Below are 19,841 nucleotides of genomic sequence, written 5' to 3'. Positions count from 1 at the left end.
GCGAAAACGCGCGGCATTCAATGCGCGACGAGACGCGCGGTATTCGCATCCGAAGAAGAAGCGGCCGCGCGCCCGAAGCGATCGATGGCGAATGCATCGAGTGAAATGGACGGCGCGCCATCGAGCATGAGTTCGGAGACGAGCTTGCCGCAGCCCGGCCCGAGCTGAAAACCGCTGCCGCAATAGCCAAACGAGTAATAGAGATTCGATGCCTTGCGGCTTGCCGAGATCACTGGAAGCTCATCCTCGGTGAATGCCTCGACACCGGCCCACGCGCGATTGACGCCCAGATGGCGCAGATGCGGGAACAGATCGGTGACGGTTTTAGCGCTGCGCACGAGGCGCACGAAATCCACTTCGCCATGACGCGCAAGCAGGTCCGCAATGCCGATCAGCTTGCCGCCGATCACCACCGTGCCGTTATCGAACTGCTTGAAGGACAGCGGCCGTCCCGTTGCGCCGAGTGTCGCGCGACAGAAGGGCGCGACGCGATGCGTGACCATCAGCATCAGACCTTCGGGATGCACCGGCACCGGCTCGCCCACCTGTTTCGCGAGTTCGCCGGACCACGCGCCCGCCGTGACGAGCAGCTTTTCCGCGCTGAACGTGCCGTGCGGCGTGTAGGCGAACCAGCGCGCGCCGCGTTGCTCGATACGACGCACCGGCGTGCCTTCCAGAAAGCGCGCGCCGAGTTTTTGCGCGGCGAGCCGGAAGGCCGTGGTCGTGCGATACGGCAGCGCGAAGCCATCGCGCTCGACCCAGATGCCGCCCGTGACATGCCGAGCCAGAGCGGGTTCGAGTTCGAGCACGGCCTCTCGGTCGATCACTTTCTCGTGCGTGAAGCCATGCGATTCGAGCAGGGCGACGCGCTCGCGGCATGCTTCGAGTTCATCGTCCGTCTCGGCTATCTTGAGCTGGCCCGATGGCACGAAGCCGCCATCCTCGCCAATCAGATCGCGCATGCCGTGCCAGATTTCACGCGACATCAGCGCGAGCGGAATCTCGGGCAGCGCGCGTCCGAGCGTGCGTACGCCGCCCGCATTCACGCCGGACGAATGACGCGCAACGTAATCGGCTTCGAGCACGATCACCTTCGCGCCGCGCCGCGTCATGTGGAACGCGCTGCTCGTGCCGTGCAGTCCGCCGCCAACCACGAGCACATCGGCTTCCTGAACGTCGGTTGCGTCATTCACCGGCGAGTTCTCCGAGCGTGAGCGGCTTGATCGGAGGACGAATGCGGTAGTAGCCGACTTCGGCGGGCGAGACACGCCGCGCATCCGCGATGACTTCGGTCACCGTGAGACCGCACATGCGGCCCTGACACGGACCCATGCCGCAACGTCCGAACGACTTCGCCTGATTCGGTCCGACGCAACCCATCTCGACGAATTTGCGCAATTCGCCCGCCGTGACTTCCTCGCAGCGGCACACGATAGTCTCGTTGCGCGGAATGCGGTTGATATCGCGCGGACGATAAAGGCTGTCGAGAAATGGCCGGATGCGCAGCACGCCCGCCAGCGCGTGGCGCTGCCCGGCCGCTTCGGCGTCGCGCGTGGCGGCGTTCAGCGCGCCGAGTTGCGCCGCGACCGCGAGGCCCGCGAGCGAGCCCTGCAAGGCCGCCGCCTGCGCGCCGCCGATACCCGCGCCGTCGCCCGCGACGAAGATGCCGGGCACATCCAGCTCGCCCCACGCATCGACTTTGGGCGTGAAGCAAAGCTGCGCGTCGTCCCAGCGATGCGACGCCCGCAAAGCCTGCGTGAACTGCGTATTCGGCACGACGCCCTGATGCAGCAGGATCACGTCCGCTTCAAGGCGGTGCGCCGCGCCTTGCGTCGTGAAGTGAAGCGCGGCCGCATGCTCGACGTTATCCGCGCCGATGCGCCCTTCCACGCGCAGATCGTCGGCCGCTTCGAAGATCGGCACGCCGGCGTCGCGCAAGGTGCGGATCAGTTGCAGGCCCTTGCTCAGGAACGGCCACGCGCGCAATGCGGACAGCATGTGACGCTTCGCGCGCCAGCGGTCTTCGTGACGCGTGGTGTCGACGAGCGCGCGAATCGGCACACCGGCGCGCACATATTGCCAGCCAAGCAGATACAGCAACGGCCCGCAGCCCGCGAGAACCGGTGGCGCGGCAGGCACTTCGCCCGCGCTCTTCAGGAGAATCTGCGCGGCACCCGCCGTCAGCACGCCGGGCAGCGTCCAGCCAGGAATCGGAAAGGGCCGCTCCAGCGCGCCGCTTGCGAGAATCACGCGTTGCGCGTCGAAGCTGCCGATCTTGCCGTCCTTCAGATAGTTGATGCCGCGCTCGCGCGTGACTTGCCAGACGCTCGCATTGGTCACGTGACGCGCGCCCGATGCCGCGAACGCGCGGGCGATCTCCGCGCCCGCCGCGTAGTCGGGGCCAAGTATCTCCTTGCGACGCGCATCGGCGTGAGCGATGCCACGATAAATCTGGCCGCCCACGGCGTCCTGTTCATCGATCAAGACGGTTTTGAGGCCCGCGCGGGCGGCGCGCGTGGCCGCGCTCATGCCGGCCGGACCAGCGCCGATCACGACCACATCGACGGCTTCGGAGGCGAAATCAGCGGCCATGCGCGTTCTCCAGCGGGGTATCGGCGAGTGTCATGGGCGGCAGATCGCGCGCGCCTTCCTGCGAGCAGATACGCATGCCCGCCTGCACTTCGACCATGCAACTCTGACGGCTCGGAATGCCGTCGATTTCGACGAGGCATTCGAAGCACGCGCCCATCATGCAATACGGCGCGCGCGGCGCACCCGACACCGGCGTCGCACGAAAGCGCGAGACGCCCGCCGCGAGCAGCGCGGCCGCGACGGAACGGCCGCCCGGCACGGACAAAGGCTGGTCGTTGAAGAAGATCTCGATGGCCGCGGCGGATTCCCCCGGCAGCGGCTTGAACAGCGTGTGAGTCGATTGGGAAGTCATGTCGAATTCAGTGTGCGGGAATCGGTTCTTGAGCGTTCTCGAAGCGGCGTGCGGAGAAGGTCGGCAATTCCTCGGGCACGGGTGCACCGGTGATCCACGGCGCCACGCGCATGGCATGTGCGGCGGCGAGCGTCACGCCGCTATGGCAAGTGACGACGAACGCGCCGGGATGCGCTTCCGACCGGTCGTAGATCGGAAAGCCGTCCGCGCTGTAGACGCGCAGCGCGGCCCACATCCGCACAAGCCGCACGTGCTGCAACATCGGGAACGCGCGCACGCCGCGCCGCGCGATATCGGCGAGCACATGCGTGGTCGTGAAATCGTTGAAGCCGACTTCTTCCATCGAATCGCCGAATTGCACGCTGCCTTCGTCGGTCTGGCGCACGTTGAGCGTCGGATAGTCGAGAAACGGCGCGACGCGTTCGCTCACCAGCACCTGCCCGCGATTCGGCGCGACCGGCGCGTTCAATCCGACGAACGGCGCGAGCATGCGGTTTCCGAGGCCAGCCGCAAGCACGACACGCCCCGCGCGATACGTTCCGCGCTTGCCATGCACGACGAAGCCTTGGCCGTTCGCGTCCGGTTCGATGCGTTCCGCGCGTTCGCCCGAGACGAGCTTCACGCCGCGCGCCTGCATCGCCGAATGAAGCGCGCGCAAGAGCTTGAGCGGGTTCACATGGCCGTCCATCGGCGTGTAGCTCGCGCCGATCACTTGCGGGCCGATCTGCGGAATGCGCTCGCGAATCTCGGCGGCATCGAGCATCTGATACGGGTAGTCGCCGATCTCGGCCTTGAGCGTCGAGAGACGCTTCTCGCGGTCGGCGAGTTCGTCGTCGTTGAAGCAAAAGTGGAAGCCGCCCGGCTGGCGCAAGGCCACGTCGATGCCCGTTTCGTTCAAGAGGCTCTCGGCGAGTCCGGGCCAGCGCGTGGCCGAACTGCGCGACCAGCGTGCGTAAGGCGAGAGGCCATAGCCCTTGCCTTGAATCCATACGAGGCCGAAGTTGCCGCGCGAGGCGCGAAAGCCGCCGTCGTCTTCGTCGAGCACGGTCACGCGCGCGCCTTCGCGGGCAAGACCGTAAGCCACGGCGGAACCGACCAGGCCGCCGCCGAGCACGAGCACGTCGGGGCTGGCGGAGGTTGAAAGTGTCATCGCGCTTCTCCGATCAGAATGCGGTCCAGTCCGACCATGCGGTCGAGCAGGATCATCAGCAACACCGTGCCGACGATCAGCACCGCCGAGACCGAGGCGACCAGCGGATCGATCGTCTGCGCGATCTGGTTGTACATGGCGACGGGCAGCGTGGTCGTGCCGGGCGTCGCGACGAAAATGGTCATCGTGAGTTCGTCGAAACTCTGGATGAACGAGAGCACCCAGCCGCCTGCCACGCCGGTGCGGATCATCGGCAGGACCACGCGGCGAAATGCGGTGAAGCGGCTCGCGCCACATGAAAGCGCGGCGCGTTCGGCATCGCGATCCAGGCCGACGGCGGACGAAAGCGAAAGCCGCAATGCATACGGCAAGACGATGATGACGTGCGCGCATACCAGCGACCAGAACGATCCCGACAGATGCAGCAGCGACAGGAAGCGCAGGAACGCGATGCCGAGCACGACGGCGGGGATCATCATCGGCGAGAGGAAAAAGCTCGTGAGCGCGGCGCGGCCGGGAAAGCGATAACGCGCGATGGCCAGCGCCGCGGGCACCGCGAGCAGCACGCCGATGGTCGCCGCCGCGAACGCGAGGCGGATCGACAGCCAGAACGCCGAAACGATGTCGCCGTTCTCGACGATCGCGCGGAACCAGCGCAGCGACGCGCCATCGAAAGGCATCGAGATGAAGCCTTTGTCGGTGAAGGCGACGAGCATCACGACCACGAGCGGCGCCATGATGAAGGTCAGGAAAAACGCGTTGTAGACGAGCCCGAGAATGCCGTTCTGTTTCATGATCGTCGTCCGCGTTAGTCGAAGATATACCGGAACCGGCGTTCGGCGAGGCGGCTGCAACCCATGACGATTGCCACGTTCGCGATCAGCAACAACACGGCGATACTCGCGCCGAGCGGCCAGTTGAGCGTGCCGAGAAACTCGTCGTAGGCAGCGGTGGCGACGACCTTCAGACGCCGTCCGCCGATCAGCGCGGGCGTGGCGAACGCGGATGCCGACAGCGCGAACACGATGATCGATCCCGACAGCACGCCCGGCATGATCTGCGGCAGCACCACGCGGCGGAACACCGCGAACGACGAGCCGCCGAGCGAGCGTCCGGCCCATTCCACTTGCGGGTCGAGCTTTTGCATGGTGGCCCACACGGACATCACCATGAAGGGCACCAGAACGTGCGTGAGCGCGATGATCATGCCGGTCATCGTGAAGACGAGGCGGATGGGTTCATCGGTGATTTTCAGCGCTTGCAGCACGTTGTTGAGCACGCCGTTGTTGCCGAGCAGAATCTGCCAGCCAAGCGTGCGCACCACGACCGAGATCAGGAGCGGGCCGAGCACGACGAGAAGACACAGCGACTGCCACGGCTTCTTCATGCGCGCGAGCACGATGGTCTCCGGCACGCCAAGCACGATGGAGAGCAGCGTGACCGCGAAGGCGAGGCCGGCAGTGCGCAAAAAGATGGTGTGGTAGTACGGGTCGCTCACTACTTCCCAATAGTTCGTGAGCGTGTAGGCGGCGGTGACGCCGGCCGTGTCGCTGAAGACGCGAAACGACAGCACGAGCGTGAGCGCGAGCGGCGCCAGCAGCAAGCCGACAAAAAGCAGCAGCGCGGGGCCGGACAGGAGCCACGGCGCGGCGCCGGGACGGTCGTCGTCAAGCGTGGCCATGAGCACCCTCCGGAGCATCTTGCGTGAGCACGCGCAGATCGTCGTCGGTCCAGGCGAGGCCGACTTCGTGACCTTCCTCGGGCGGCGGCGCACCGTGATTCGGCTGCGCGACACGCAGCTTGCCGAGTTCCGTTTCCACTTCCAGCAGCCATTGATTGCCGACGAACACGCGCGTTGCAATACGTCCGCGCACGCGCGCTGCGCCATTGGCGATATGCACCTTTTCCGGGCGGATATAAACGTTGACCGCGCCGTTCACGTGACGGCCTTCGTGCGGCACGTGCAGCGTGGTGCCGAGTACATCGACTTCGGCGCAACGCGGATTGCGCCGCAGGACTTCGCCGGAAAACGTATTGGTGCGCCCGAGAAAGGTCGATGCGAACGGCGTGGCGGGACGCTCGTAAGCGTCGTATGGCGTGCTCAATTGAGCGATGGTTCCGCGATGCATCACCGCAATGCGATCGCTCATGGTCATGGCTTCGACCTGATCGTGCGTGACGAGGATCGTCGTGATGCCGAGGCGCTTTTGAATCGCCCGCAATTCGATATGCATTTCCTCGCGCAACTTGGCGTCGAGATTGGACATCGGTTCGTCGAGCAAGAGCAGTTCGGGCTGCATGGCGATGGCGCGTGCAATGGCCACGCGCTGCCGCTGGCCGCCCGACAACTCCTTCGGATAGCGATGCCCGAGTCCCTTTAGACGCACGAGCACGAGTGCTTCTTCCACGCGCTCTTCGCGTTCGCGGCGCTTGACCTTGCGCATTTCCAGACCGAAGCCGACGTTGCCCGCCACCGTCATGTGCGGAAAGAGCGCATAGCTTTGAAACACCACGCTGATGCCGCGTTTCTCCGGACGTTCGTGCGTGATGTCGCGGCCATCGAGCAGAATGCGGCCCGTGGTCGGCGTGACGAACCCCGCCACCATTTGCAGCGTGGTCGTCTTGCCGCAACCCGAAGGTCCGAGCAGCGCGAGAAGTTCGCCGCGTTCGACATCGAGATCGAGTTGTTCGATCGCCGTGAAATCGCCGTAGCGTTTCGAGATACCTTGCAGAGTCAGGAAGGCCATGCGCCTCGCTCCTTCATGCCGGTGTGGGGTTCAACGCTCGACCGAACGGTTCCAGCGCTCCGTCCACTCGGTGCGATGCTGGTTGATCGTGGTCCAGTCCATCGCGGTCAGTTTCGCGATCTGGTCGGGACCGTAAGGCACGCGCGCGGCGATTTCCGGCGTCAGCTTGACCGTCTTGTTGACCGGACCGAGACCGATGCCTTGCGCCTGCAACGCCTGCACTTCCGGGCTCAGAAGATACTGGACGAACTGCTGCGACAACTGCGGCTGTGCGTTCTCGGCGATGGCACATGCCGCCACCTGCAACGCGACCGCGCCTTCCTTCGGGTAGACGAACTTGAGCGGAAAGCCCGTGTTCTGCAGCGCAACCGCGCGACCGCTGCCGTAGGGCGCAAGCACCACGTCGCCGGATTGCATCTGACCGTCCATTTCGCCGGGCGTGGGCGCCCAGGACAGCACGTTCGGCGCGACATCCTTGGTCATCGCCGCGAAGCCCGGCTCGATATTCTTCTCGCCGCCGCCGTTCAGACGCGCGAGCATGACGAGCGTATGCAGACCATACGTGTTGGTGATCGGCGGCACGCCGAGCTTGCCCTTGATGCGCTTGTCGGTGAGCACCTTCCACGAATCGGGCGGCGGCAGACCGGCCTTCTTGAACGCTTCCTCGTTGTAGCCGATGCCTGTCGCCACCATGCCGACGCCGATCGACGTCGCGCCGAGACGCGCGAGCGGATAGACGTCCTTCATCACGGGCGCTTCGTCGAGCTTGGCGCAGAGATTGAGCTGCATCGCCTGATACATCGGGCCGTCGTCCATCACGGCGACGTTGATCTGCTGATGGCCTTTTTGCGCTTGCAACTTGGCGAGGGTATCGCTGGAATTGCCCGCGACGTAGACGATCTTGACCTCATGCGCCTTTTCGAACGGCGGGATGATTTTCTGGCGATACAACTGCTCGTTCGAGCCACCCACATTGGCGACATAGAGCGTGGTTTCGGCGTGAGCGAGAAGCGGAGCGGCGAAAGAAAGAGCCGCGAAGGCGGTACAAGCAGGGACGGACAGACGGCGATGCAACGCTCTTTTCATGACGACGATCTCCAGATCCGGGGTGTGGGGGCGGGCTTCATGACCCGTCGTTGAAATGCAGTTTCGCGCCGCCGGACCATATCGTCCAATACGAATAAAATACCTACCTATGCATGGATGATATGGATCGGGGTTCACCCGGAGAGGGAGATCACGCATGAATCTGAAGCACATCGAGGCGTTTCGGGCGGTCATGGTCTCGGGGTCGATGACCGCGGCGGCCAAGGCGCTCTTTACCTCGCAGCCGAACGTGAGCCGGCTGATTTCGCAGCTCGAACGCGAAACCGGCTTGCAGCTTTTTCAGCGCAGCGGCGTGCGGTTGATACCCACGAGCGAGGGCACCGCGTTCTTCCGCGAGGTCGAACGTGCGTTCGTCGGCTTGCAGGGACTGGCGAACGCGGCGGCGCAGATACGCAATCTCGGCAGCGGACGTTTGCGCATAGCGGCGATGCCATCGGCGGGCATGACTCTCGTGCCGCATGCGATCAAGCGCTTCGTCGAGTTATTTCCGACGGTGACCGTGTCGTTGCACGTGAACACATCGGGTACGGTCAATCACTGGACGGCGTCGCAGTTCTGCGATCTCGGCGTGGCCGTGTATGTGAGCGAGGCGTCGGATTGCGAGGTCGAGCAGTTGTCGAACGTGGCGGCGGTGTGTGTTATGCCGGAGGGGCATCGGCTGGCGTCGAAACGCAGCATCAAGCCGCAGGATCTCGAAGGCGAGTCGTTCATCTCGCTGTGTCACGGCGACGGCACGCGCACGCTGATGGACGAGGTGTTTCAGCGTGCGGGCGTGGAGCGCGTGCTTGCCATCGAGGCGCAGTACACGGCAATGTGCTGCGAGATGGTGCGTCATGGGATGGGCGTGACGCTCGCGCATCCGATCGTCGCGCGGGATTTCGCGGGTCCTGGAATTGTCATCAAGCCATTTTTGCCGGCTACGTTGTTTCCGACTTATTTGCTGTTTCCGCCGCATCGGCCGAGGGAGAGATTGGCATCGGAGTTCGTGAAGGTGCTGAAGGGGCTGCATGCGGAGTTGCTGGAGGAGGTGGTGAAGGGGGCGAAGGTGGCTTGAGTCTTTCAAGCAACGATCAACCGATTCACTCATGCCGCCGTACCGTGCTCGTGACCGCGCGAAGCGGCTGCGTCGTTCGAGACGCATCGACGAATGCGCGCGCTCATCGGCTCATAACGAATTGCCAGAGCGCGGCGCACTGTGCGTCAGCGATCTTGTAACGCGGCATCGCCCGACGAAGCACGATGTCCGCTGGATCGACGCCATCCTTGATCGCGCGGCAAAAAGCGATGGGATCGTAATGGCTCATCGGCCCTCCGCGACGACGCGTTTCGCCAAGCAAGGACTCGTGAGTCAGCGGCGGCGCAAAGGCCGCCGCTTTCGATGTGCCCACATGGCAATTGACGCAACGAGTCGTCCACGCAGGCAACGTGCGATCGTCATCACGCAAATGCGCCGACAGCGGATGCTCTCCGTCGAAAATCGCGCAGCCCAGGTCGCGCGGTTCACATGCGGCATGGGCAACCGTTACCATCGCAACGAGCGCGAGGCCGACCAAGCGATGCGCCATCAATGCACGCGCATGGTACGCGAGAGGCTCGGCACGCCCTTCGCGTTCAGCGCGAAAAGCATGTAATAGCCGGGCACGACGATGCCCGGGTCGGACGGAATCTTCAACTTGTACTCGCCAGCGGTGCCCACCGTGAACGTCAGCGGCACGCGTCGCTGTTCGTTGTTCACCGAATGCGTGGCCGACGATGAGCGCATCAGCGCAAATGCTGTCATGCCCTTGGTCGCCGATACGACGATGGTCGTGCCGAGCAACGCATCGGTCGGCGCGGAACTCATGGTCGGTCTGGTTGCGGCGGACCCGTCCGCGTTGAGAAGATAAGGCGGCGTCAATATCTCGACATTCGTGTGATTCGTGGCGCACGAGCCGCACAATCCGCCGCCGCCGCTGAGCACGCGTCCATCGTTCAGCAGCAGCGCCATGCTGTGATAAGTGCGCGGTACAGCCTGTGGCGCGAGCCGCGAAAACGCATTCGTGGTCGGGTCCCACAACTCGGGCGTGAGGATCGCGTTGTCGTCCGAAAACGGCACGGCAAAGGTCTGACCGCCGATCACGACGACCTGCCCATTCGGCAACACGACGCTGTTGTTGAACGCGCGCTGATAGCTCATCGGTGTGATGGTGCGCGTGATCGCCGTTCCGCTGCTGATGTCGATCAGCGTCGCATTGGAGGTGGCCGTCGATTGGTCGTAGCTCGGCGCGCCACCCACGGCAAGTATCTTGCCGACGTCGTACATGACCGCGTTGCCGTTCATCGCGTCATTGTCGCTGCCCCGGTTGCCGGCTGCGGTGACGCTGCCGTTGCCCGCCGTGTCGAACCAGTGCATGGCGCGGCTCGGGCCCGCATGAAACACGCGTCCGTTGGCGACCGCGAAGAGCCACGCGTGGTTGTCGGCGCGGAACACGCCGGCAGCGTCGTTCGTCAGGATGTAGTCGTCGAGAATGGCGCCGTTGACTTGCCAGCCCGAGCCCGAGGTCCACGTTTCGCCCGTCTTTCCACCGAGCCCGCCATTCCATGAGCCGCCCACGAGAAACACGTTGCCGTTGCTCAAGGTCACGCTGCCCTGATAGCCGCGCGAAATGTTCATCTGATTGCTCGACGTCCATGTGCCGGTCGTAGGCGAATAGATGCTGGTCTTTTTCGTGCTCGATCCGCCCGTCACGAAGATGCGGCCATCGGGAAGATTGGCGATACCCGGACAGAACATGTCGTGCCCGGTGTTGGTCACGATCATTTGTTTGCTCGTGCCGGTCGATGGATTGAAGATCGCCGTGTACGTCTTGCCGGGCGTGACTTCGCCAGAGGTGAAGTTGAGGGCGCTATCGGCCGACCAGACCAGCACGGTTCCATCGGGAAGATTCGCGGCTTGGAGCGGCACGAGCGGCAACGTGATGGGCGCCGTCCATTTCGAAGGCAATGCAGCTTGCGGCGCGGGCAAGCCGCTGACTTTCCATGTCTGCGTGGCGCTTGCGTTACACACCTGCTGCGTCAGTTGCACGCCTTGTGAGGTCGTACTCGACGCGGTCACGCACAAGCCGCTGTGTCCCGCGACGATCGCGTAACCTCCGCCTTGCGGGATCAACGAAAACGCCTGATTCGTGCCGCCACTACAGGTCCATTGAATGATAGGACCGCCGGGATCGGGACTTTGACCCGACACGTCCATGCATAGACCGCTATTGAGATTGATGAGGTTGTAGCGCGTGCCTGTAGCAACCGGCTTCCATTGCTGATTCGCGCCGCCGGTGCAGGGCCATGTAATGACTGGCGCGTTCGGTGTTTTGGATTCGCCGCTCACGTCGGCGCACATGCTGGTGCCGCTTAGCGTGATGGGCGCCGATGTCTGCGCGCGGACTTGGTGCGACACACTCGCTAACGTTAGCGCCAACGCCAGCAGCAAGACGACGCGCGCATGGCGGGCAACGTCAAGCAACACGCTCCCGGCCGAAAGGATTCGTGGCATGGTCCTGCTCCCCGTGGATAAGTCGAATAGCTATGTCAGTGCAAGCGCGCCGAGCACATCGCAGACATCGTTCACGCGTGGAAGATCGGCGCTTCTCCAGCGCAACATCGCATTGGCATCGAAGCAATAGACCTGCGTCGAATGGTCTGCGATGTCACTTGCCGATGCCTTGCTGCCCGACAGCGCCACGCGCATCTTGTCGACATCCGCAAGCGTCGGAGTCGCTGCGATCCACGAAGGACCCGCCTCGAACTGGGCGAGCCATGCGTGCAATGCCTGAGGTGAATCGGAAAGCGGATTGATTCCAATCGATAGCAACTGCACCGCATGACGAGTACGGATGCCCGTTATGCGTTTCTGTACCGCGCTGAATAGCGCGCCCTGCAAAGGACATACCGTGCCGCAACCGGTGTAGACCGTCTGCAACGCAGTCACGCCGTGACGCAACACTTCGTTCAAGCGACGCGTCTTGCCGGTCTGATCGACAAGCACGATATCGTCGAGGCGAAGCGGCGGCGTGACGAGTCCCACCGCATCATGTTGAGCGAAGGCGAAGGGGGACGCTGCGCCGAGAGCGAGCGCCGCAATCTCACCGAGCAGGGCGCGACGAGTCAGCGACGGGGTGCATGCACGAATGCCGGAACGCACACGATCGGGCATCGTTTCGTGACCTGCCGAACTTGACCTTGTCCACACTTTGATGATCCCCGTATCGAGCTCTATGGCTCTGACCCGCCGTTCGAATGGCCAATGACGTACGTGCCGGGAAGCGTGATCGAGCCGCTTCGCGTTCGCGTATTGGTCATGCCATTGAAACAAAGCTTAGCAGGTCAAATCAGCGTCGAACGTTCATCGCACGAATGGAAATACTCGCGTATGTGTACTCGGACACATTGCGTTTGAGCGCTTAAATAAAGGGTCGAAATTGCGGGAAGTTCTACTCGGTCGGAATTGCTGATGTTGCGATGTGGGGCATTTAGCAGAGGCGATTCAGGGGCCTTTTTAGTGCACGCTAGGTACGCGCTTGGGAGATTTATCGAAAGCCCGAAATGAGAGGACGGCCAACTTGTCGTGTCGGCCGGAAAGAAGCTCAAGCTTTCAACGCGTCATCCTCTTGACGCCATCGAACACCAACCCAAAAAACTCCCCGGCAAACGCCGAATCCAGCCACCTCACGATAACCGCCAGCCGCGTGGAAGGTTCGATCCACATGAACGAACTTCCCGCGCCCACGCCAAAATAGCTCGCCTCCGGCACCGAGGGAAACATCTTCCGCCCCGTATTGAGCCAGACAAGAAACCCATAAAACGGCGCGATATCACAAGGCGTGCGCATTTTCTCGATCCACTCGCGGGACAGCACTCGCCGCCCGGAAACCAGACCTTCGTCCAGCAACATCCGCGCGATCTTCAACTGGTCGTTCGCGCTGACCGACATGCCGCCGCCCCAATGCGTCCCACCGGGAACGGACTGCATGCGCCGCCCATCGATCTCGGTCCAGGCATGGTCGTAACCCACCCATTGCCAGCCATCGCTCATGCCGCAAGGCTCGGCAATCGCTTCACGAAACACTTCGGGCAGCGGCCGACGAAACAGATGCATCAACGCAAGCGATAACTGGTTGATCCGCACGTCGTTGTATTCCCAGAAGGTGCCAGGCGTCTGCAACGGCCGCAAGTCGCCTTTCTTGCCCGCGGGCGGCTCGCCAAATGTCACCGAGCGATAATGATCCGCCTGATCCGAAAGCCCGAAGCACTCGCCTTGCCATTCGCTCGTCTGCTGCAGCAATTGCGCCCACGTAACCGGGGCGTTATGCGCGTCGTCGAAGCCGATACCGGGCACGCGCTCGCGCACGGGTTCATCGACATCGGGCAGCAAGCCGCGGTCGTGCGCCACGCCCGCAAGCAAGGCGAGGTACGTCTTCGCAATGCTGAAGGTAAGGTCCGCGCGATCCGGCTCGCCCCACGTGGTGATCACGCGGCCATCGAGCGCAATCGCGCCCGACACCGGACCGCGATCGTGTACCGGTCCAAGCAGCTTGTTCCACGGCGCGGGATCGTTGATATGCACGCCCCAGTTGCCATCGACGTTCCGGTCCCACTTCGATTCATGATCGATGGAAAACTGAATCGCACGTTTCAATGTCTCGTTCATTTTCAAAGTTCCTGGCAAAGGCTTTAGCGCAACTTGATCCGCATGCGCGCCCACACGAGCGTAAAGAGGCTCACGACCGCAGCGATCATCAGATACAGTCCCGGCGCAAGGTTGTTGCCCGTGACCGCGATCAACGAAGCCACCGCGAGCGGCGTGAAGCCGCCGAAAATGGTCGTGCCGATGTTGTAGCCGAAGGCCATGCCCGTGGTGCGCGTGGCGGTCGGAAAGAGTTCGGCCATTAATGCCGGAATCGGCGCGAAGTAGGTGGCCTTGAGTAACGCGACCCAGATCACCGCGGCGAGCAAGGTCGGCAACGAAGGATGCGCATTCATGAGCATGAACGCCGGATAAACGGTCAGAAAGAACACGACGCCCGTCACCTGCATGATGCGAATGCGCCCGAACTTGTCCGACAGGTGTCCCACCACCGGCACGAGCACCATCATGATGAAGCCCGCCGTCAACGTGGCGATGAAGCCCGACGACGGCGACAAGCCCAACTGCCGCGTCGCGTACGTCGGCATATAAAGCAGCATGTAGTTGGCCGTGGTCGTGAGCACGAGCGAGCCGATGGAGATGAGCAAGCGTTCCTTCTGCGTCTTGAGCAACTCGCGCACGGGCGACGCCACTTTCTCGGCCTGCTCGAACTCCGGCGTTTCGTCCATGCGTCGGCGAATATACAGCCCGATCGGTCCGATCAACACGCCGAAGAGAAACGGGATGCGCCATCCCCAGCCTTCGAGCTGCGCAGGCGTGAGCGTGCTCGTCAGCACGGCACCAAAGAGCGACGCGAGCAGCGTGCTCGCGCCTTGACTCGAAAACTGCCAGCTCGACATGAAGCCGCTGCGCTCGGGCGCATGTTCGACGAGAAATGCCGTCGAACTGCCGAACTCGCCGCCCGCCGAAAAGCCCTGCAACAAACGCGACAAGAAGATCAGAATGGGCGCCGCAATGCCGATGCTTGCATACGAAGGCATGAGCGCGACCATGGCCGTGCCGACGGTCATCATCGCGATGGACAGCGTAAGCGATGCCTTGCGGCCATGCCGGTCGCTATACGAGCCGAGCACGAGCGCACCGACGGGCCGCGCGAGATACGACAGCGCGAAGGTGCCGAGGGTGAGCAGCAGCGAGACGGTGTGATCCTGCGTGGGAAAAAACAGCTTCGACAATACGCCTGCGAAGTAGCCATAGACGACGAGATCGTAAAACTCGAGCGCATTGCCGATAGACGTGGCGACGATCAGACGCGCCACGTTGCGATGCTTCGCCGGCTCGTCGCGCGCGGGGGATATCGTGACGGAATCAGTGCTCATGGCGTGCTTCTCCGTTCGATCGAGGCGCTACGTTGCCATCGCGCGCGCCGAGGTCCCAGTAAAGACCCGCCATGATGCGCAAGCCTTCGCGCACCACCGGCGCGAGCATGTGTTCGTCCGGCGCATGCTGCGAGCATCCGGGATACGAATGCGGCACCCAGATGGTCGGCATGCCGAGCACATCGGCGAATACGTCGTTGGGGAGCGTGCCGCCGAGGTTCGGCAAGAGCACGGGCGCGCTGCCAGTCGTCTGCGTCAGCGAACGGATCGACCACTGCACCCACGCGTTGTCAGGATCGACGCGCGTGGCGGGCATGCCGCGTTCCACTTCGATATCGACCATGGTGAAACCGTGCGCATCGAGATGGTCACGCACGATCCTGGCAAGCTCGCGCCAGTTCGTGCCGACGACGAAGCGAATCTGCATGTGCGCGAACGCATGCGGCGGAATGGCGTTGACGGGCTTCTCGGGATTGCCCGCGCGAAACGCCAGCACTTCGATATTGTTCCAGCCGAACACGCGCTCGGCGGGCGTGAGATCCGGCTCGCCATAGTCGGCATCGACTTCCGGTTCGCCCGGATTGCCGCCCACGACGATCCCCTCCAGCGCGCGCCGCACCGATTCCGGCACCGGCGGCGGCCGCAATCCTTCGATGACGATCTTGCCGTTCTCATCGACCATGGATGCAATGGCGTTTGCCAGCACCACGGCCGGATTGCGCAAGAGGCCGCCCCAGTTGCCCGAATGATGCGCGCCATCGCGCAGCTTCACATCGAGACGGAAATTGATGACGCCGCGCGATCCGAGAAAGAGCGTCGGGCGGTTGGCGGCGAGGCGCGGTCCGTCGGATGCAATCAACACGTCCGCCGCGAGTTCATCGCGCAACTTGAGACACACCGCATGCAGGCCGGGTGAACCGACTTCCTCGCCGGTCTCGAACAGCAGCTTCAGATTGAAGCCGAGCTTGCCCTCGCGCGCGTCGAGCACGGCCTTCAGCGCCGCGAGATTGATGCTGTGCTGGCCTTTGTTGTCGGCGGTGCCGCGACCGTACCAGCGTTCGCCTTCCACCGTCACGCGCCACGGCGACCGGCCTTCGGACCATTGCGCGTCGTAGCCGCGTACGACATCGCCGTGACCGTAGCCGAGCACCGTCGGCAAGTCCGCGGCTTCATGGCGATGCGCGATGAGGAACGGCCCCGCGCCCGCCACCGGATTCTCGACGATGCGGCACTCGAAGCCCCATTCCTCGAGCGTGGGCGTGAGTTCTTCTTCGAGGTAAGCGAAGAGGCGCGCGCCGCTGTCGGCTTCCTGACTATCGGTGCGCAGACCGACGCGTCGCTGCAGGTCTTCGAGGAACGCGCCGGACTCATAACGCTGAGTGGCAAGCTGGATGGCGGTATCGCGGGTCACGTCGTTCTCCCTTTAATCGTGACTCATGCTGCCGCCGCCGATATTTCTGGACAATTACAATATTTCTCAAGAACCCTTGCCCAAAAGGCAAATCGAGGGTTATCCCGAAGCGGAACGAGAAGGCGGAAATGGACGAGACGGCGTTGCGTTACTTCCTCGAAATCGCGCGAAGCGGCTCGCTTAGCAAGGCATCGGAGCGGCTGTTCGTGGCGGTATCGGCATTGAGCAGGCAGATGGCGAAGCTCGAAGAGCAGATGGGCACACCGCTATTCGAACGGCGTCCGCGCGGCATGGTCTTGACCGATGCCGGGCGCTTGCTCGCCAATCATGCGCGCCGCAGTCATCTGGAAAACGAGCGCGTGATCGATGAAATACGCGATTTGAGCGCGGGCGGCCGCGTGACGATACGCGTCGCCGCGTCCGAAGGCGTGGCGCCGGATTTCTTGCCGCAAGCCTTTGCGCGGTTTCTGGAGACGCATCCGCGTGCGCAGTTTCAACTCGATGTATCGCCGCCATCGGTCGCCACACAGCGCGTGCGAGAAGGCACGCACGATGTCGCGGTGTGCTTCAGCGTCGCGCCCGAGAAGGACGTGCACGTGCATTATGCGCAGCGCGCGCCGGTGTTCGCATTGATGCGCGGTGGTCATCCGCTGGCGACACGCGAGTCGGTTTCGCTCGCCGATCTCCACGAATGGCCGATGGCCATGCATAACCAGGGCGTGACGCTGCGTCAGTTATTCGATATCTCGTGCAGTCTCGAAGGGCTCGTCTTCGAGCCGGTGTTCATCGCGAACTATCACATGGCCTTGCAGAGTTTCGTGCAACGCACCGACGCCATCACGCTGACCGGCTACCTCACCGTGCGCAGCCGTTTGCAGCGTGACGATATGGCGGCCGTGCCCATCAGCAATCCCGAACTGCATCAGCGCACCTTGCAGATTCAGACGATGGCGGGACGCACCTTGCCGCAAGCGGTGGTGGCGTTCGTCGAATTGTTGACGCGGGCGATCGAGGAGCCCGAGGCGGTTCAGTAACGATGGCGCTCCATATATAAGCGCTAATCCGTGAAAAGCGCCTTGCGGATGATCGCGTGCACGCCCCAGTTGCCATCGACCACTTGCGTCACGCCGAAGTCCACGGCCACCGACATCAACGAGATCGCTTCGTCTTCGCTCAGTCCCTTGGTCGACATGAGAAAGCGGCGCGTCTTGATGAAGGCGTCGCGCATGGCCTGATCGAGCGTGGACTTCTGATAGACCTCGCTCTGCGCGCTGGTGCCGAATTCCGCGAGATAGTCGGCGTGGCTGAAGCCGTGCAACACCCATTCGTCGGCGGTTTCGACGAGCGGATACGTGAGGTCCGCAAAGGGCTGTGAGGCGAGCGTGTGCTTCTTGTGCAGGATCAGTTCGAAGTCGCCCGTAAGCGAGCATTCGATAGCCGTGCCGCACAACTCGGAGTCTCCTTGCGACGCATGCGGGTCGCCGATGGAAAGCAGCGCGCCCGCCACGCCCACTGGCAGAAACACGCTTGCACCCGGTCCCACGCGCCAGTTGTCGAGATTGCCGCCGAAGGCCGAAGGCGGGATCGAATCGATCAGACCGTTCTGGCGAGGCGCGACGCCGATCACGCCGAAATGCGGCCGCACCGGAATGGTGACGTTCTTCAGCACGTTGTGATTTTCGACGACGGTCGAATGATCGACAGGCACGCCGGGATAATCGATGATCGGATGCATCACACCGAACGGATCGCGTTGCGGCGTCCAGCGATAGTTGTAGACGGCGCGCGCATAGGCGCTCTCGTCGACGCGTTCGGTATCCGTATGAAGCTCGTAGATGGTCACGACTTCGCGAGGCTTGGGCTCGGTCAAGAGCTCGCGATAGTGAAAGCCCCACCACGCGGCGGCGTTGCTGCCAAATGCGCGGCCATGATATTTCGGGTTCGCGCAGCGGCGCGGATGAATATCGACGATCCGCACTTCGAGCACGTCGCCCGGCTCCGCGCCCGTGACGGCAATCGGTCCCGTGCAGATATGCACGCCGAAGCCTTCGCCCGCGCCGCGTCCGTAGATCGATGCGTTCATCGGTCCCGCGCCGCGCCGGTCCACGTTCTTGCGCTCGGCGGTCCAGTGAAACACGCTCTCGGCGCCGGGATCGCCCGCGATCATACGATCCCAATCATCCGCGGCATGTTGCGTGAGCGCTTCCACGGTCACGGTGTCGCCGCTCTGTACTTCGAGCACGGGCTTCAGATCGTGGCTGAAATAGCCCCAATGCACGGTATTTGCCGTTGCACGCAGCAGATGATGGCGCGGCTTGTCGCGTCCGAGCCGAAGTTCGATATGCACGGCATCGAGTTCTTCACGCACGGCGACGAGCGTATCGCCCGCATGATCCTGACGCGCCTGCGCGATCAGGCTCGCCGCATTGACCGGCAAGCCGCGCGAGAGACTTCGCACCAGATGACGCGCTATTTCAAGGCTCGCCTCGTGCCTGAAGGTGCGCGGCGACGCGCCGTAACGTTCGCGAAACACGCGGCTGAAATGCGCGGGGTCGTTGAAGCCCCAGCGAAAGCAGATGTCCGAGATCGATACTTTCTCGGAGAGCGGATCGGCCAGTTCCGCGCGGCATCGCTCAAGACGGCGTGAGCGCACATAGGTCGAAAAGCTCTGTCCGGCGAGTTCGAAAAGCTTCTGCACATAGCGTGGCGACACGCGCTCGTCCTTTGCAAGCGTGGCGACGCTCAAGGTCGATTCGGCGAGATTCGCTTCGATGAAGCGGCATAGCCGCGAGAATAGCGCCGCCTGCGACGGCGTGAGTCCGTTGAACGAGCCCTTGCGTTCCTGTCCCGCAAGACACGCGACGAGCATTTCCGCGAGCGCGAGTTCGGTGGGACGCAATTCATCGGCGCTCAAGGTCTCGAGGCTCTCGACCACCGAGCGCAAGAAGCCCGAAAAGATATGGCCCATGCCCGTTGCGCCCGGCAGCAGCGCCACGCGCAACGAAAGCGGCGAGAGCAAGCGCGCGTTGATCGCGCTCTTCGGCGCACGCACGATAAAGGCGCGAAAGCGCCCCGCGAAGATCAGTGACGCGCTTTGTCCCGATGCCGCATACACGAGGTCATGCGGGCTCACGCGTTCGCGCAGGCCGTCGGCGACGAGCGTGGCGTCGCCATCGATCAGCAATACGAGCATGAGACTGCCGCTTTGATCGGCGCTCAGTTCTAGCGTCTGCGCGGCCGAGGCGATCGTCGTGAACTCGATGCCGCCCGCCGATACACGCGATGTCAGCGTGCCTTGAAGACCGCGTTCGCCGCCTTCTATCTTGCCGTGCCACCCCAGGCGCGCGAGCGCCGCTTTCCATTCATGTCGACGTTCGAACTCGGGATACGACTCGGTGGTGAAGCGCGACAGGTTCAAGCGAAAACTCCACGAATAGCAGGCAAGACGCGCTTTGGAAAAGCAACTCCCGCGCCATCGCGGCC

Annotated in this window: 16 protein-coding genes; 2 read left to right on the top strand and 14 right to left on the bottom strand. The window is 63.2% G+C overall.

Features of this window, described 5'->3' with window-relative positions; all coding sequences use genetic code 11:
• Positions 1–17: 17 nt before the first annotated feature.
• Genes NCR98_RS23435 through NCR98_RS23400 form a run of 8 tightly spaced genes read right to left on the bottom strand, consistent with a single transcriptional unit; the run spans position 18 to position 7,927 of the window.
• Complete coding sequence (locus NCR98_RS23435) at positions 18–1,193, bottom strand: NAD(P)/FAD-dependent oxidoreductase (RefSeq protein ID WP_250495319.1); 1,176 nt, start codon at positions 1,191–1,193, stop codon at positions 18–20.
• The gene (locus tag NCR98_RS23430) at positions 1,186–2,592 is read right to left on the bottom strand and encodes an FAD-dependent oxidoreductase (RefSeq protein ID WP_250527484.1); all 1,407 of its coding nucleotides are present in this window, start codon (positions 2,590–2,592) and stop codon (positions 1,186–1,188) included. Before NCR98_RS23430 ends, NCR98_RS23435 begins: the two co-directional genes overlap by 8 nt.
• Positions 2,582–2,944 carry a (2Fe-2S)-binding protein gene (locus NCR98_RS23425; RefSeq protein ID WP_250468063.1) on the bottom strand — a complete coding sequence of 121 codons (363 nt, stop codon included), beginning with the start codon at positions 2,942–2,944 and terminating at the stop codon, positions 2,582–2,584. Before NCR98_RS23425 ends, NCR98_RS23430 begins: the two co-directional genes overlap by 11 nt.
• A 7-nt stretch (positions 2,945–2,951) precedes the next feature.
• Entirely contained in the window at positions 2,952–4,094 is a 1,143-nt protein-coding gene (locus tag NCR98_RS23420; protein ID WP_244831845.1) for an NAD(P)/FAD-dependent oxidoreductase, read from the bottom strand.
• On the bottom strand, positions 4,091–4,888 hold the full coding sequence (locus NCR98_RS23415) for an ABC transporter permease (RefSeq protein WP_250527483.1): 798 nt from the start codon (positions 4,886–4,888) through the stop codon (positions 4,091–4,093). Before NCR98_RS23415 ends, NCR98_RS23420 begins: the two co-directional genes overlap by 4 nt.
• A 14-nt stretch (positions 4,889–4,902) precedes the next feature.
• A complete protein-coding gene (locus NCR98_RS23410; protein ID WP_250527482.1) occupies positions 4,903–5,775 on the bottom strand; it encodes an ABC transporter permease in 873 nt (290 codons plus the stop codon).
• A complete protein-coding gene (locus NCR98_RS23405) occupies positions 5,762–6,841 on the bottom strand; it encodes an ABC transporter ATP-binding protein (RefSeq protein ID WP_250527481.1) in 1,080 nt (359 codons plus the stop codon). Before NCR98_RS23405 ends, NCR98_RS23410 begins: the two co-directional genes overlap by 14 nt.
• 30 nt (positions 6,842–6,871) lie before the next feature.
• Positions 6,872–7,927: an ABC transporter substrate-binding protein gene (locus NCR98_RS23400; RefSeq protein ID WP_250527480.1), complete on the bottom strand. Its 1,056-nt coding sequence runs from the start codon at positions 7,925–7,927 to the stop codon at positions 6,872–6,874.
• 157 nt (positions 7,928–8,084) lie between these two features.
• On the opposite strand from NCR98_RS23400, the gene NCR98_RS23395 reads away from it, so the two are divergent.
• Positions 8,085–9,002, top strand: a complete 918-nt coding sequence (locus NCR98_RS23395) for a LysR substrate-binding domain-containing protein (protein WP_244831841.1) — start codon at positions 8,085–8,087, stop codon at positions 9,000–9,002.
• A 510-nt stretch (positions 9,003–9,512) separates the two neighbouring features.
• Here NCR98_RS23395 and NCR98_RS23390 read toward each other — a convergent pair.
• The 5 genes from NCR98_RS23390 to NCR98_RS23370 form a co-directional block, all read right to left on the bottom strand.
• The gene (locus NCR98_RS23390; RefSeq protein WP_250527479.1) at positions 9,513–11,477 is read right to left on the bottom strand and encodes an RICIN domain-containing protein; all 1,965 of its coding nucleotides are present in this window, start codon (positions 11,475–11,477) and stop codon (positions 9,513–9,515) included.
• A 30-nt stretch (positions 11,478–11,507) separates the two neighbouring features.
• Positions 11,508–12,137 carry an SCO family protein gene (locus NCR98_RS23385; protein WP_250468058.1) on the bottom strand — a complete coding sequence of 210 codons (630 nt, stop codon included), beginning with the start codon at positions 12,135–12,137 and terminating at the stop codon, positions 11,508–11,510.
• A 438-nt stretch (positions 12,138–12,575) separates the two neighbouring features.
• A complete protein-coding gene (locus tag NCR98_RS23380) occupies positions 12,576–13,631 on the bottom strand; it encodes a serine hydrolase domain-containing protein (RefSeq protein ID WP_250527478.1) in 1,056 nt (351 codons plus the stop codon).
• Positions 13,632–13,654: 23 nt separating this feature from the next.
• A complete protein-coding gene (locus NCR98_RS23375; protein WP_244831836.1) occupies positions 13,655–14,947 on the bottom strand; it encodes an MFS transporter in 1,293 nt (430 codons plus the stop codon).
• Complete coding sequence (locus NCR98_RS23370) at positions 14,937–16,358, bottom strand: M20 family metallopeptidase (protein WP_250527477.1); 1,422 nt, start codon at positions 16,356–16,358, stop codon at positions 14,937–14,939. The genes NCR98_RS23375 and NCR98_RS23370 overlap by 11 nt, the downstream gene beginning before the upstream one ends.
• Positions 16,359–16,486: 128 nt before the next feature.
• Here NCR98_RS23370 and NCR98_RS23365 point away from each other — a divergent pair, with 128 nt between their 5' ends.
• Positions 16,487–17,392 (top strand): LysR family transcriptional regulator, encoded by a 906-nt coding sequence (locus tag NCR98_RS23365; protein ID WP_250468054.1) that lies wholly within the window; start codon positions 16,487–16,489, stop codon positions 17,390–17,392.
• A gap of 23 nt (positions 17,393–17,415) precedes the next feature.
• Here NCR98_RS23365 and NCR98_RS23360 read toward each other — a convergent pair whose 3' ends face one another.
• On the bottom strand, positions 17,416–19,776 hold the full coding sequence (locus NCR98_RS23360) for an acetamidase/formamidase family protein (RefSeq protein WP_250527476.1): 2,361 nt from the start codon (positions 19,774–19,776) through the stop codon (positions 17,416–17,418).
• Positions 19,777–19,841: the final 65 nt, after the last annotated feature.

Source organism: Caballeronia sp. GAWG2-1, assembly GCF_023631405.1.
GTDB lineage: Bacteria > Pseudomonadota > Gammaproteobacteria > Burkholderiales > Burkholderiaceae > Caballeronia.
This window is presented reverse-complemented; position numbering and strand designations above follow the sequence as displayed.

What these genes read in the sequence shown, in the direction of transcription:
- NCR98_RS23395 (WP_244831841.1), top strand. Translation starts at nt 8,085, where the DNA reads ATGAATCTGAAGCACATCGAGGCGTTTCGGGCGGTCATGGTCTCGGGG.
- NCR98_RS23380 (WP_250527478.1), bottom strand. Translation starts at nt 13,631, where the DNA reads ATGAACGAGACATTGAAACGTGCGATTCAGTTTTCCATCGATCATGAA.
- NCR98_RS23410 (WP_250527482.1), bottom strand. Translation starts at nt 5,775, where the DNA reads ATGGCCACGCTTGACGACGACCGTCCCGGCGCCGCGCCGTGGCTCCTG.
- NCR98_RS23390 (WP_250527479.1), bottom strand. Translation starts at nt 11,477, where the DNA reads ATGCCACGAATCCTTTCGGCCGGGAGCGTGTTGCTTGACGTTGCCCGC.
- NCR98_RS23365 (WP_250468054.1), top strand. Translation starts at nt 16,487, where the DNA reads ATGGACGAGACGGCGTTGCGTTACTTCCTCGAAATCGCGCGAAGCGGC.
- NCR98_RS23420 (WP_244831845.1), bottom strand. Translation starts at nt 4,094, where the DNA reads ATGACACTTTCAACCTCCGCCAGCCCCGACGTGCTCGTGCTCGGCGGC.
- NCR98_RS23400 (WP_250527480.1), bottom strand. Translation starts at nt 7,927, where the DNA reads ATGAAAAGAGCGTTGCATCGCCGTCTGTCCGTCCCTGCTTGTACCGCC.
- NCR98_RS23385 (WP_250468058.1), bottom strand. Translation starts at nt 12,137, where the DNA reads ATGCCCGATCGTGTGCGTTCCGGCATTCGTGCATGCACCCCGTCGCTG.
- NCR98_RS23375 (WP_244831836.1), bottom strand. Translation starts at nt 14,947, where the DNA reads ATGAGCACTGATTCCGTCACGATATCCCCCGCGCGCGACGAGCCGGCG.
- NCR98_RS23415 (WP_250527483.1), bottom strand. Translation starts at nt 4,888, where the DNA reads ATGAAACAGAACGGCATTCTCGGGCTCGTCTACAACGCGTTTTTCCTG.
- NCR98_RS23405 (WP_250527481.1), bottom strand. Translation starts at nt 6,841, where the DNA reads ATGGCCTTCCTGACTCTGCAAGGTATCTCGAAACGCTACGGCGATTTC.
- NCR98_RS23425 (WP_250468063.1), bottom strand. Translation starts at nt 2,944, where the DNA reads ATGACTTCCCAATCGACTCACACGCTGTTCAAGCCGCTGCCGGGGGAA.
- NCR98_RS23430 (WP_250527484.1), bottom strand. Translation starts at nt 2,592, where the DNA reads ATGGCCGCTGATTTCGCCTCCGAAGCCGTCGATGTGGTCGTGATCGGC.